Annotated in this window: 11 protein-coding genes and 1 pseudogene; 2 read left to right on the top strand and 10 right to left on the bottom strand. The window is 41.7% G+C overall.

Translation table 11 applies throughout. The features are described 5' to 3' along the window. Nucleotides 1-64: 64 nt before the first annotated feature. The 4 genes from brxL to MA_RS12265 all read right to left on the bottom strand — a co-directional run bounded on the left by brxL (nucleotide 65) and on the right by MA_RS12265 (nucleotide 6797). Nucleotides 65-2113, bottom strand: coding sequence for a protease Lon-related BREX system protein BrxL (gene brxL, locus MA_RS12255; RefSeq protein ID WP_011022338.1), 2049 nt, complete (start codon nucleotides 2111-2113; stop codon nucleotides 65-67). A 75-nt stretch (nucleotides 2114-2188) separates the two neighbouring features. Beyond that, nucleotides 2189-4888, bottom strand: a complete 2700-nt coding sequence (gene pglZ / locus MA_RS12260) for a BREX-1 system phosphatase PglZ type A (protein ID WP_011022339.1) — start codon at nucleotides 4886-4888, stop codon at nucleotides 2189-2191. A 288-nt stretch (nucleotides 4889-5176) separates the two neighbouring features. Then, nucleotides 5177-5323, bottom strand: a complete 147-nt coding sequence (locus tag MA_RS27015; protein WP_157860210.1) for a hypothetical protein — start codon at nucleotides 5321-5323, stop codon at nucleotides 5177-5179. Between the two features lie 88 nt (nucleotides 5324-5411). Beyond that, nucleotides 5412-6797, bottom strand: coding sequence for an ATP-binding protein (locus tag MA_RS12265; RefSeq protein ID WP_226990577.1), 1386 nt, complete (start codon nucleotides 6795-6797; stop codon nucleotides 5412-5414). A 280-nt stretch (nucleotides 6798-7077) separates the two neighbouring features. Between MA_RS12265 and MA_RS12270 the strand changes: the two genes are divergently transcribed. Together MA_RS12270 and MA_RS25535 are read left to right on the top strand one after the other, a co-directional pair. After that, the gene (locus tag MA_RS12270; RefSeq protein ID WP_011022341.1) at nucleotides 7078-7323 is read left to right on the top strand and encodes a type II toxin-antitoxin system HicB family antitoxin; all 246 of its coding nucleotides are present in this window, start codon (nucleotides 7078-7080) and stop codon (nucleotides 7321-7323) included. Beyond that, a complete protein-coding gene (locus MA_RS25535) occupies nucleotides 7292-7519 on the top strand; it encodes a type II toxin-antitoxin system HicA family toxin (protein WP_083755925.1) in 228 nt (75 codons plus the stop codon). The genes MA_RS12270 and MA_RS25535 overlap by 32 nt, the downstream gene beginning before the upstream one ends. Nucleotides 7520-7656: 137 nt before the next feature. Here MA_RS25535 and MA_RS28630 read toward each other — a convergent pair whose 3' ends face one another. The 6 genes and pseudogenes from MA_RS28630 to MA_RS12295 all read right to left on the bottom strand — a co-directional run bounded on the left by MA_RS28630 (nucleotide 7657) and on the right by MA_RS12295 (nucleotide 12743). After that, entirely contained in the window at nucleotides 7657-7845 is a 189-nt protein-coding gene (locus tag MA_RS28630; protein ID WP_052279163.1) for a hypothetical protein, read from the bottom strand. Between the two features lie 15 nt (nucleotides 7846-7860). Continuing rightward, nucleotides 7861-8064 (bottom strand): annotated as a pseudogene (locus MA_RS28635) (ATP-binding protein); the annotation flags it as partial. Nucleotides 8065-8156: 92 nt separating this feature from the next. Then, complete coding sequence (locus MA_RS12280) at nucleotides 8157-9689, bottom strand: AlbA family DNA-binding domain-containing protein (RefSeq protein ID WP_011022342.1); 1533 nt, start codon at nucleotides 9687-9689, stop codon at nucleotides 8157-8159. 31 nt (nucleotides 9690-9720) lie between these two features. After that, nucleotides 9721-9846, bottom strand: a complete 126-nt coding sequence (locus MA_RS12285) for an AlbA family DNA-binding domain-containing protein (RefSeq protein ID WP_048065382.1) — start codon at nucleotides 9844-9846, stop codon at nucleotides 9721-9723. Between the two features lie 300 nt (nucleotides 9847-10146). Next, nucleotides 10147-11523 carry an AlbA family DNA-binding domain-containing protein gene (locus tag MA_RS12290; protein ID WP_011022343.1) on the bottom strand — a complete coding sequence of 459 codons (1377 nt, stop codon included), beginning with the start codon at nucleotides 11521-11523 and terminating at the stop codon, nucleotides 10147-10149. A gap of 191 nt (nucleotides 11524-11714) precedes the next feature. Next, the gene (locus MA_RS12295; protein ID WP_011022344.1) at nucleotides 11715-12743 is read right to left on the bottom strand and encodes a hypothetical protein; all 1029 of its coding nucleotides are present in this window, start codon (nucleotides 12741-12743) and stop codon (nucleotides 11715-11717) included. Nucleotides 12744-12773: the final 30 nt, after the last annotated feature.

A 12773-nucleotide genomic window follows, 5' to 3' on the forward strand; every position in this document is an offset into this window, starting at 1 on the left:
AACTTTAAACCTTCAACTAGATGAGCTTATTATGACCCCAAATTTGTCAAGATTTGATAAGAAATTAAATCAAAGCCATAGATTTGTAAACAGCATCAATAGGGTCCTCATAAAACGAAATCTGGAACTTACTGAAAAGATCCGGCGGCACTGTAGCAATCTTGCCTGCAGAAGAAATCGGGATCATTACTCTTTTTGCTCCTGCATCAAGGCAGACCTGCAAAAGACCAGCAAGGTTTTCAAGTACACCTACAGAGCCTCCGATTGTCATACTCCCTAGAATTGCGGTCTGTTCCTGAAGAGACCTTTCCAATGCTCCTGAGCAAAGGCTTATGAAGGCTGGAAGGGCAAGTTCTTCGGACATGCCAACTCCGTAGAGGTCCTGGACGTGCAAAAAGTAATCTTTTTCTTTTACAGAGATGCTCTGGCTTATGGATTTTGCGTTGGCTTTGAAGTAATTGAAAGCTGTTTTTATGGATTCCTTGGTCTGAGAATTTGACCCTGTGCCTGATTTTTCGTATTTTCCCGAACCAGCAATTACCTGAACTTCAAACTTGTAAATCCCGATCTTGCCGAAGTCGGTAGCTGCAACAGCATAGGCTTCTCCGGGTTTTGTAATGCCTGAAGGGATTATTTTGTTCCCGCCGCTTTCTGGAACGGACACGAAAGCTTCTTTCAGGTTTTCATTGTCAATGTAAGAGAAATTGACATCAAAGAACTCGATCCCCCCAATTTTCTTGAGCTGTTCTTTTACACGCCTTCTTCCTGTGAGGGCGTACTCAAGAATCTCCTGTGCCTGTTCTCTGGTGATATTTTCATCCGGATAAAGAAGTTTCATTAAACCTGAGAAGGTCTTTTTAACGGCAATTACATCCCGCTGGTTCAGGTTGTTCCCTAGCTTAAAGAACCTGTTTATGTTGTCGGCGTATGACCTCTTCCTCATTTCCCTGAAGAATTCTGCAATATAGTCAACTATGAATCCGTATCTGTCCGTGAAGTGTTCAGGCCTGAATTTAGGGATTTCCCAACCAGGGATGTAATAGTGCATCCTGTCAAAAAAGGCGGTATCACTGTTCATGGCTTCAGGGAAGGGAGAGAACAGGTGTGAGGTCTTCAATAAGGATTCTATACTCTGGTTGACATTTCCAACAAAAACAATGGAAGCATTCGCGTTCTTTTGCTCTTTTCCTCTCGCAAAAGAGCCGGAGGCCATGTAATCTTTGAGGATCTGTATTCCGTCCTTGTCTTTGAAACGGATTCCTGCGACTTCATCAAATGCCACGACATCCCAGTACCCAACAAGTCCTATCTGTCGGGTGGCCATGTTGTAGAAAAGATTTGCAACTGTGGTCTGTCCTCCGGACATCAGGATGGTATTCGGGGATATTTCCTTGTAAACATGAGATTTTCCTGTACTTTTCGGACCGAGCTCACAGAGGTTATAGTTATTTTCTACAAGAGGGACGAGCCTTTCGAGCATATGCCATTTTGTGGAAGCTTCGAGCTGGGTAGGCTCCATCCCGATGCTCCTCATAAGGACATCAATCCACTCATCTTTGGTGAAGTTCTTCCTTTCAACCAGGATCTCCTGGATGTTCACATTCGGGATCTGGATGGGTTTCAAACTGGATATTATGAATGGCGAAGAAGCTGATTCTGTTGAATACTCCATCTTGATCATGCACCAGATCCCACCGCCGAGAAGCTTGTCGTATTTTATGACATAATCAGAGTCGACCTCAATGCTTTTGAGCCCGAGATTGGAGAATGTAGCTTCATATATGTCTCTCCTTTCATTGAGCATAACCGTGATTTTGTCAATAACCGTATAGTAGCCCGTCTCACGAATCCTCGACTTGATCTTTTCGGCTTCATCAGGCCGGACATAGTTCTGGGACAGGATATTTTTGACTATCTGGATGCCTTCCTGGATTACTTCTTCGTCCTCATCAGCACAGTAAGAGCCGAGCAGGTATTCCAGTACGTAGACAGGGACATTATGCCCGACTTTCAGCAGTTTTGTTAGGTCTTTTCGTACAACTCTTCCAGGAAAATACTGGATTAATTTTCTGTCGGTTTCGAGGCTTGCTATCTCAAGAGCTTCTTCGGTCATTTTTATCCTGTCCCTATTACAATAACCCTATACTCTTTTTTATCCCTAATTTTTGTGCATAATTTACTTTTCAACTTAGAAATCATCAAAATCGCCAATCAGAAGGTCAAGTTCGAATGGAATCCGTGCAATGTCTTTTATTTCAGCCGGGTCTTCGTCAATCAGCCTGAGGTAATATGTTTTGTTTTCAAGATTGTTTCCGAGGGTGAGCATGATATTATACTGTCTTTCTTCGGGCTCATCGGATTCGTTATTGGCAATAATGATTTTTTCATCGCTGACCATTTTTTCCTGCCCACCATCAATATCCCATAGAGAAACTTTGATGGTGCGGGGTTTCATTTTATCGGTTACTTTTTCGGTCTGGAAAATCTTTACTTTAAATTTGCTGCTTGTAATCTTTTTCCGGTCGTTTATTACCGAGACATTGACCTTACCGTGCTTGATACCCTTCTTATCAATAGCCTTTTCATTCCGCCTGTGGTTATATGTCAGAACTGGAATAACAATCTCCTGAGGAGAGGCTCCTCCGTGCACGAAATTGAGCCCACCTCCCTGAAGTTTGAACCTGAGGTCTGCTTTAGGGACATAGGCAAAGAGGGGGGTGTGGTCCTGCCCGAGAATATAATGCATACCAAAGCTGTGTATGTTATCCAGCGAATTCTCAGGTGAAAGCTCTTGGTCACTCAGGATAAATCTCTTTGTTGTGTCAATTATACGAGATTTGTCAAATAATGAGGTATCCACTTTATCCGCATTTTCCATATCATCTCTTCGGTACAGAAAACCGTGATCTGCTGTAACAATGATATTTGTTGTGTTCAGGCGATCACTCAAATACTTGACAAGTTTCTTAATTTCAACAATTGTTTCTTCTACAGCACTGAAAACGTTATTTTCCGAAGACTGTTTATCCCCAGTTGAATCTATCTTATTGTGATATATGTAAAGGACTCTTTTTCCCTTGATGAACTCTCTTGCCTCTTCCCGGCTGTACCGCATGAAGTCTTCATAATTAAATGCAAGCGAATCTTCATATTTACTCTGCAGGATTTTGTTCCTTTTTTCAAGCCCTTCAGAACTTATACCGTCCACAAAAATTTCTCTTCCTCTATATTCCAGAGCATTGTGGGGAAGTAAACTTGCCATTCCGAGCTTCGTGTATGAAGGTAAAACTCCTGCCATGTAGCTGAGTTCGGGAATTCCCCAGGTATCTTTGTTGAGGGTTTCAAAAAGTTCTGCAGCTGCTTCGTAGCGCAGTGCATCAGAGACGATGACTGCAACTTTGCTTCTGTCATCTTTTTGCAAGATCTTATTTACATGCTGTTTGTAGAAATCCTTCTGGCTTTCTGCAAGCTCAATTTTCCACTGCCTTTTAAGATCGGATTCAATAAGGCTGCTCCATTTCAATAACAATTTTCCGAGCAGCTTGTTGGTGTAAAGGTCTTCGACCTGTGGCCTGAGATTCTTCTTAAGGATATCTTTTTCCTGCTCTTTATCATAGTAATAGTAGAATTTCCTGTAGAGATAGTCAATCTGGTAGTAGGTCTCAGCATATGCTTTGAATAAATCGTACAAACTGCGTGTATTTTCAAGTGCATCAGCTGCTTTTGGATTATCGTAATATTCTAGGGAAAACTGGAAGAGTTTAACCGCATACTCAAGTGCGTTGTAGATATTCTCATACTCTGAAAACCAGTGCTTTGTTCGACGGGTATCGATCCAGGAAAGATAGTTTTTAAAGTCCTCTCCTGTTGAGTCTACAGGACTGTTCAGGAATTTGAGTATATGAACAATTAGAGCTTTGTCAAAAGTATCAACAGCTTCTGCTTCAAGATATTTCTGTACATCTCGTTTATCAAGTGCTCCCTGCAGGTTTTTTTCCAGATCCTGGTTGTTTTCTTCAAGTATATCCTTTGTATATTTTTCAAATGTTTTGGAATCCCGTGAGCTGTCCATCCAGTGCTTGAGGAAGATCTGACACTCATTTTCTTTTCGGTTCACATACTGGTCGTAACCTGAAAGGGAAATTCCGGAATACCTCTTCATGTGCGTAATCAGGAAGCTAAGGAAAAGTTTCTTCAGGGTAGGATTTTTTGCCGAAAATCCAAAGTCCTCTTCTGTAAGTTCCCAGAAGTTCTCCTCCAGTCCAAACTTTGAAATGTTCTCCCAGATAGGATTTTCAGCGTCATCCAGAGATTTGAGCATGATGTCCCTTACAATCTGTTTGAATTCAGGAGCCTGCGTTTTTGAAAAAACAGCCAGCATGCCCAGAATAAACTCTTTTTCACGCCAGTCTTTCTGATAGAGCTTCTTTAAAGGCTGGACTCTTTCTTTCTGGTTTCCAAAGAATTTCTCATATTTAGTGAAGAAGTCGTCCAGTTCATGCCCGTCAATCTCAAACTCGCTCTTGATGTCTGAAATCCGGCTGTTTTCGAATCTGGATGAGTAAAGCTGAATATCAAAAAGCCAGTTGGTTTCATGCGCTCTTTCTTTGTCCGGGCAGTAGATAAGGTAGTTTGACTCCGGGTCTTTGATTTCAAGGAGTTTTTTGGTTTCAAAATAGTTATTGTCAAGGATATGGAATTTGATGTTGTTTTCTTTCAGGACATGGATTATTTCTTCAAGCTCCTCTCCGGGAGCCTGCTTCTCCTGGTCCCAGGCGGTTTTGTCTCTGTCGTACCAGAAGACTATTTTTCTTTTCTCATAGTCTTTCAGTTCTGAAGGAGAAAATTTTTTGAGTATACTACTGCTGGTTTTTTCTACGTTGACCATGAAAATCCATATCCTGCTGTTAGTCTGGAAGGGCTCAATTGAGAACTACAGATTTAGATACTTTATCCCTGAAATACTCTTTGATTTTTAAAAAATTTTGCTAATTTTATGGATGAAAGGACGCTTAATATCCTTTTCAGATATATCCTTTTCTCATAATCTGTTAGTTTTAAGGAATAAAATTATGAGATCAGTCTTTTATATCACTGTTTGAAATTCAGTACCATATGATTTATTTCTTAATTAGCCTATAAACAGATGGACAGTTTTGCTTATTCTTTGTCCTTTTTATGTTCCTTTTATATCCCTTTTACGTCTCTTTTGTCCCCAGGAAATCTCTCCTTTTTTATCTACAACTCCTGATTGATCATATTCTATTCCTTTTCCGGTAGTGCCAATTTGTTTAAATATTTTTAATGAGACTAATTTTCCCAAATCCCGGGAAGCCGTTCTCTTAATTGTGTTGGGTATATTATGCAGTAATTTTGAATCTTCTCTATTCCGCTACTCCTTACTCTATTAATTATGGAATAAGCTCTTCCAGTTCCCATACAGGAAATCCATCACCTTCCAGATGTTTTCTGCCTTTGACCTTTCTGGCTACTATCCCTACTTTCAATTTTTGACCAGATATTCCTCTTACTAATTTTGTTTTATCGAGTGTTAACTCCAGAATCTCTCTGGCCTCGCTCTCATCCAGTTCTTTATTCTTGACTTCAATTGCCAGGACTTTTTTCCCCTGATGGTCTACTCCAAGAATATCAATCTCGTCCCCCTTCCGGTTCCACCAGCTCCCAATATCCGGATAATCGCTGATCATCTTTTCAACCAGCAGTTCACGAACAATATCTTCGAATATCTTGCCCGTATAACTCTGCCATTCCTTCCGGACCTTTCCCAGCATGGGAGAATAATTGCCTGCCATATACTGGCTGTACACAGGATATACGAAGCGGCCATAGAACCTGAAGAAATTATCCTTTAGGAAATACCGTCCTCTCTTGCTTTTTTCAGGCCTGTCCATGACAGGTATCCGGTGTTCCACTACTCCCAGCAGGTCTATGAGGTCGTAAAAATATGATGACAATGAGCTAGAAGAGACATGTGTCAGATCCGAGATCTCGCTCATCGAGCATCTTCCTTGTGATATTGCTGAAATTATCTCGTAATATGTGGAGTGCTCCTTTCCAAATTCTTCAATCAGAATGTCCCTCACTTCATTTTTAAGCGGTGCAAACTCGCTGAATATCAGTTTTTCAAGGGCATCGTCAAATCCTGTGCACTGATACTTTTCAAACAGGCGATAGTAATAGATCGTCCCTCCGAAAAGGAAGTACAGATTCAGTTTTTCTTCCGGGTCTTTTATGCCCATGTCATCGAGCATCTCAAATGTCTCAGGGACCGTAAAGGGCTTTATAGTCAGTATATTATCGGCACGTTTGAAGAGTGGAGCCTGTTCCTCAATGAATATTTTTCTTATCATGCCAATCGAAGACCCGGATACGATAAGAAAGACCCTGCAATTATCCGGCTTCATGTCCCAGTACCGCTGCAGCTGAGTAATGAAAGAAGGGTACACTTTCCGGAACCTCTGGAATTCATCAATCGCTATTATCAGGTCCCTGTCATAAGAGGTGACGAACTTGAGGAAATTCTCCGGTTCATCGACTTTTATGTAATCCGGCAGGTCCAGTTTCTCCTTTAAAAGTCGGTCGAACTCGTCCATCAGGATGTCAATGCTCTTGTTGCTGTCAACAAAAAGATAAAGTGCTTTCCTGTTCCCTGTGAACTGCTTGATCAATTCGGTTTTCCCTACCCTTCTCTTCCCGGTTATAACGAGAAAAGATGGTTTCCCCTGATCGAGCAGTTCCATAAGTTCAAGCTCTTTCTGCCGGTTGTAGAATTGCATAATGATTATTTTTGTAATCATTATATTTATAATCATTCTTGCGGGAACTTTGGGTTCGTTTAAAGCACAAAAAACGTTTATGCGGCACGCTTACAACCTGACTGTACTTGCAGGTTTCCTTGTCCGTTTCTGAAATATACGATTCAATTACATTACTAATTAATTATATTTCATATCAGATACTGATCCGTGTGGTGAAAAGCACCACTCGACCAGAAACCTTAAACTGGGACATCTTCCAAAGAGAGATTTTTTATAGCACAGAGGAAATCTCTTAATCATGGAAGAAACGTACAGGTTTTCAGCTGTTGTCCATAATGAAGGAAAATGGTATGTCTCCTGGTGTCCGGAGCTTGACATCGCAAGTCAGGGTGAAACAATTGAAGAAGCCATCGAGAACCTGAAGGAAGCAATTGAACTCTACCTCGAAGACGAGGATGTCAAAATTCCTGCAGCCAGACAGGTTTTTACCACAACGGTAGAGGTCTCTTCCCATGCCAAAACTTCCCACCCCGTCAGCTCTTGAGGTCATCAAGGTTCTCAACAACCAGGGTTTTCAGGTCATATCTCAGAAGGGCAGCCACATAAAAATGAAAAAGAAGGCTCCAGATAAAACGTTCGTTGTTATTGTCCCGAACCATCCAGAAATTGCGGCAGGGACATTGAAATCTATAATCCGGCAAGCCGGGATGACCGATGAAGAGTTCATCAAGCTTCTGTAATCAAAAAATGAAGGGTTAGAACTTTTGTGTTAAGAATTCAATTACCTCTTCATCGGATTTATTGTGAAGTCTTTTGCGTGATTATGCCGTCTTTGTCCCCTTTGTGTCCCCTTTATGTCTCCTTTGTCCCCTTAAGATTACATCTCCTTTTTCACTTTGGCTCCTGATAGAACATATTCTGTTCCTTTCCCTGTAGTGCCGATTTGTTCAAATATTTTTAAAGAAACTAATTCTGCCATGTCTCGAGAAGCTGGTCTCTTAGTTGTGTTTGATATTTCCTGATATTCTTTATTTGTAATCTTTCCTTTCTCTTTTTCGTAGAGCACAGCCTTGATTTGTCTCTAGTTTAGCCCGAGTCCCCTGAGATATTCTTCTTTGAAAATTCCTTTTCTGAAAATTACCCTGAAACCCTGATACTCTTCAAAAACCGGCTCAGGAAGCCCTGCTTCTCTACAGTAATGCCTCATTTTTTCAATGCCGCTTCCCCAATGCTCTATTATTCTGATGTCAAAGAATACTTCTGCTATACCTTTGTTCCTCAGTTTCGAGGCATGTGGCTTTCAAATTCATCACATGGCTTGTGATGAATTCGCTGGTTTCCATCCGATGCACCTTTTTCCATTATTTTTATCTGGTTTCATTCTTCGCCTCCCTCAGCCTCTTTATCTAAAAATGCCTTCCCTTTAGCCGTCAGGCGGTATTTCTGTTTGCTGCTGCGGGGTTTGTCGGGGACTGTCATTTCAATGAAACCAAACTCAAGAAGCCTTTTGATTTGCTTTTTAAGCTCTCCTGATATGGTCTTATGGCCTAATCCAGACGCAAGTTCGGCTTTTCCGGCATCATTTTTCATAAGAAGAACCAGCACTTTAGCCGCAAGCAGTGACTCTAGCCGCAACTCGGGCCGCAACTCGGGCCGTGACTCAGGCTGTAACTCGGGCCGTAACTCGGGCCGTAACTCGGGCCGTAACTCGGGCCGTGACTTTCCTTCACCTGTAACTAAGCCAGGGGTTTCAACCGCAATGGATTCTTTCAGATGGACAATGAACCTTACCCGCATTCCCACTTCAATTATCTCCGGTTCAGGAAGACCGAGAGCCTCTGCTTCTTTGAACATACGGCTGACCCCGCTGCCCCACTGCTCAATCAGGTTCAATTCCCTGAAAACACGGGCTATCACATGGTTGCGTATCTTGGATACACCCTGCAACATGTCCTCGACAGTCATTCCCGGAAGCAGGATTCCAGGGTTCTCTATTTCGATGCGGTCATCAAAAAAAGCAATCCTGATAGGAGCTCCCCTTTGTGAATAGTCCGCGTGAACAACGGCATTGACCACGGCTTCCCGCAGGACCGTCAGGGGAATGCTCCAGACATCCCTGCGCCTGAGTTCGGAAAAGTCCGCTCCGCGCATGGCATGCTTTTTGAGAAACTCCATTACCCGCTCAACTGCTACTGGCAGGTATTCATGGATTTCAATATGATCGAAAATGTCGGCCTTGTCCTTTCCTATAAACCGCCCGCATTGGATCCATGCATCGGGAAAGATCAGCTCCCGGTCCTTGCCGAACAACAGCATCCCGCCCACTGTAGGAACCAGGTGCCCCTGGTATTTGGTTACTAGGCGCAGGGACTCCAGGTCTTTTTCCACAATTTTCCTGTGCCCTTTAAAGCAAGCCGCTGCAGCATCAAAATCAAGGTCATCTACAGTCCTGTCAGGAAGGACCTGTTCGTCAAAAGACTTACCCTCAGCAGTGCGCTTAAGCTCTGCAATGAGTTCCCTGTCCGCCTTTCTGTTAGTGGAACCCAGCCGGGCATAAACTCCATTATCCGGCCCTTCCTTTTTCAGCCAGTGGGGCCTGGAGCCGCTTGGATATACCTCCACCCCAAGCAATGTTTTATCTTCAAAAGAGATCAGCTCCACATTTGGAACCAGGCGCGGCTCGATATTGTCAGCAATCAGGCTGCACACACGCTCTTCTTCGTCCAGCGGGTTCTCAACGCCCAAAACTTCTCTTGAACCATCCTCCACCCCTATAAACAAGCGTCCTCCTGCGGTATTGGCAAAAGCTACCAGCGTTTTAAGTATATTTCTGGGCGAGGACAGGTCCTGCTTGAACTCCAGCGTTTTGCCTTCGGGCCTGGAGAGCAGTTGAGCAATTGAGTGAGTCATTTCTTCTCCATCCGGTCAGCTCTACTAACTCTTATAGGATCATACCTCCTTTTGCGTTGGCAAAAGCTACAGCTGATTTTGCGGTTCTGTCATCGAATTTTTCTTTGAATTCAAGGGTTTCGGATTCGCCGGAATTGATAGGGGATTGAAGGTTCATTGCACCCTATTCCTTATTTTTCTGTAATTTAGTGCGGCTTGCGCGTCTTTGGTGCGTCTTTAGTGCGGTTTTTGCGGTATTAATGCGGTATTAATGCGGTATTATTGTGGCTTTAGTGCGGCTTATGTGGTATTAATGCGGTTTTTGCGGTATTGGCGTGTTTGTGGCGCCTTTACAGAATTTTGATGTTACCTTTGTTTCTGGTACAGTTGGCTTGATTATGGCTTTTTATATATTTGATTGTGGCTAGTTTGGCGCGTTTGTCCCCTTTATGTCCCCTTTATGTCCCCTTTGTCCCCTTTAGATGACATCTTCTTTTTCACCTCCGGCTCCAGATAGAATATATTCTGTTCCTTTCCCTGTAGTGCCGATTTGTTCAAATATTTTTAAAGAAACTAATTCTGCCAAGTCCCTAGAGGCCGTTCTCTTAATTGTGTTGGATATTTCCTGATATTCTTTGTTGGTAATCTTTCCATTTTCTTTTACATAGAACACGGCCTTTATCTGCCTCTCATTTAGCCCAAGTTCTCTGAGATATTCTTCATTGAAAGTTCCTTTCCTGAAGATGACCCTGAAGCCCTGATACTCTTCAAAAACCGGCTCAGGAAGCCCTGCCTCTCTGCAGTAATTTTGAATTTTCTCTATCCCGCTACCCCACTGTTCAATTATTTTCGTATCGAAGAAAACTTCTGCTATCCCCTTGTTCCTCAATTTCGAAGCATGAGGCTTGAAAAGGTCTTCCATTGTGAGTCCCAAGGGAAGCCCACCCGGACTCCAGACTATCAGCTCATCGTCATAAATCCGGATTTCGATATGAGACATAATTGTGTAGTCCCTGTGACAGACCGCATTAATAACCGCCTCTCTGACCGCTTCAAGCGGATAGTCCCAGACCTCTTCCCTTTCAGGCTTTCCGGTCATAACAAACTTCACGTTAGTGTTCTTCCTGACAAAATCCATCGCCTCTTCGACCTGTTCAAAGAGCGTACCCTCAATAAGCCGGTCATCAATCACAAGCGTCTGGTCCTTAAACCGTCCACAATGGATTACAGCCTGGGAGAGAAAACGTCTTCCATCCTTGCAAAACAGGAGTCCTGCAGCCCTGGTAGGTTTCCCATCTTTTACAAGCTCCATTTTTTCGAGCACCTGGACAGGGTCTTCCTCTTCTCCAAACCCTTTTCTTCCGGAAACCCTTGCCTTTCGGATATATCTGCTGACTTTTCCAAGGTCAAGATCTTCAAGAGATTTTCCAGCCGCTGGAAATCTATCCCAGCTCATTCCGGTAGACTGCAGGTGCATCTCAGCAATTTCCTGCGAATTCATACTCCGGTTGCTGTTATTTACCCGTTTGAAACACCTGCCCCTGACAGATACAGGTTTTATAGGATATTCTGGGATTTTTACCGTTACAACCTTCTTTCCCTCAAATTCTAACACCTCTATTTCAGGGATTAGCTGTGGCTCGGTTTTGTCTGAGACCTGGTTTGCCCATTTTGCCAGAGTCTCTTTTCCTATATCTAAGCCGGTGATATTTCCTTTATCAGAAACCCCTATAAGGATCATTCCGCCTTTAGCATTAGCAAAAGCTACAGCTGATTCTACGGTTCTGTCGTCGAATTTTTCTTTGAATTCGAGGGTCTCGGATTCGCCGGATTTGATAAGGGATTGAAGGTTCATTGCACCCGATTCCTTATTATTCTGTTATTTAGTGCGGTTTTTGCGGTATTGGCGTGTTTGTGGCGCTTTTATAGAATTTTGATGACCTCTTTATTTATGATGCAGTTGGCGTTATTATGGCTGTTTGACGTCTTTGATAATGAAGTCTTTGGCGTGATTATGGCGTCTTTTACCAACGTTTATGGCGTCTTTTACCACAATGACAAATTTGTTTGCTTTGGATCATAAAAAGGCATTTCCATATTTCGATTTGTGTATATGTTTCCTTTTTTATAGTTTTCAAATTGCTCATGACTTAAACTATCTAAAAAATAGGTTGCATTTTCAAGTGAGTATTTTGGAAAAAAACCTATGTGCTGCCTCTGATAATAATTATAAGAGCTATTGGGATTACTTGGAGATTCTAGCAACCTGTTTACTAATGGTCTTACTATCATCGCCAATTCTTTTTTCAATCTGTCATCTGAAAGATAATAAATATTTTGAGTTATTGAGCCTATCAACAAATCGATTAGTTGTATAAGATGGCTTTCTTCTAACAAATCATTACTTTCCCTTAAATAATTTCTATGATCGGAATCAATAAAAGCAATCTCTTTATCCTCTATCAATCCATATTTTCCGAGATCCAAATCTAATTTCATTAAATTTAAATAAGGAAAATAACCATGGTTTTCCATACTTCCTTTATCATGAAAAACCTTTTTTATGGTTACATTTTTATTTCCAAAAAAAGATTTTACTCCATAATGAATAACTGTTCTAAAGAATTTATTGTATATATTCTCATGCACTTTTTGTGTCCCAAAATTTTCGATTTGTAAAGTGTCCAAGTCAACAAATAAGATGTTAAAATAAATTTCTTTCCTGTCTCTTATATTATTTTCTATGAGATAATTCAGCCATTTTTTGGATATTTCTCTTTGTGAGTTACTTGAACGGGAATTCCTTAATTCAGTATGATGAATTTCACACATATTTTGTTGATGCCATTGAGTTTTGCATTTTCCTCCATTGGTAATAGAAGACGGACACTGATCAGGTTCCCAAAACCAAGATCTATTTGATTCAAATAAACATCTTGAATTAATTAAGTTGGATAATATGTTCTGTTTTTTCGAAACAGGGACAAATAAACATCCAATTCCAATAAAATTCCTGGTACAATTGTTAAAATCTTTAGGTGTAATTATCTCATCAGCATATACTTCAATTTCCATATTTGCGCCTTCTTTCTACATATGGAAGAA

The sequence above is a fragment of the Methanosarcina acetivorans C2A genome, from assembly GCF_000007345.1.
GTDB classification, from domain to species: Archaea; Halobacteriota; Methanosarcinia; order Methanosarcinales; family Methanosarcinaceae; genus Methanosarcina; species Methanosarcina acetivorans.

What these genes read in the sequence shown, in the direction of transcription:
- brxL (WP_011022338.1), bottom strand. Translation starts at nt 2,113, where the DNA reads ATGACCGAAGAAGCTCTTGAGATAGCAAGCCTCGAAACCGACAGAAAA.
- pglZ (WP_011022339.1), bottom strand. Translation starts at nt 4,888, where the DNA reads ATGGTCAACGTAGAAAAAACCAGCAGTAGTATACTCAAAAAATTTTCT.
- MA_RS12265 (WP_226990577.1), bottom strand. Translation starts at nt 6,797, where the DNA reads ATGCAATTCTACAACCGGCAGAAAGAGCTTGAACTTATGGAACTGCTC.
- MA_RS12270 (WP_011022341.1), top strand. Translation starts at nt 7,078, where the DNA reads ATGGAAGAAACGTACAGGTTTTCAGCTGTTGTCCATAATGAAGGAAAA.
- MA_RS25535 (WP_083755925.1), top strand. Translation starts at nt 7,292, where the DNA reads ATGCCAAAACTTCCCACCCCGTCAGCTCTTGAGGTCATCAAGGTTCTC.
- MA_RS12280 (WP_011022342.1), bottom strand. Translation starts at nt 9,689, where the DNA reads ATGACTCACTCAATTGCTCAACTGCTCTCCAGGCCCGAAGGCAAAACG.
- MA_RS12285 (WP_048065382.1), bottom strand. Translation starts at nt 9,846, where the DNA reads ATGAACCTTCAATCCCCTATCAATTCCGGCGAATCCGAAACCCTTGAA.
- MA_RS12290 (WP_011022343.1), bottom strand. Translation starts at nt 11,523, where the DNA reads ATGAACCTTCAATCCCTTATCAAATCCGGCGAATCCGAGACCCTCGAA.
- MA_RS12295 (WP_011022344.1), bottom strand. Translation starts at nt 12,743, where the DNA reads ATGGAAATTGAAGTATATGCTGATGAGATAATTACACCTAAAGATTTT.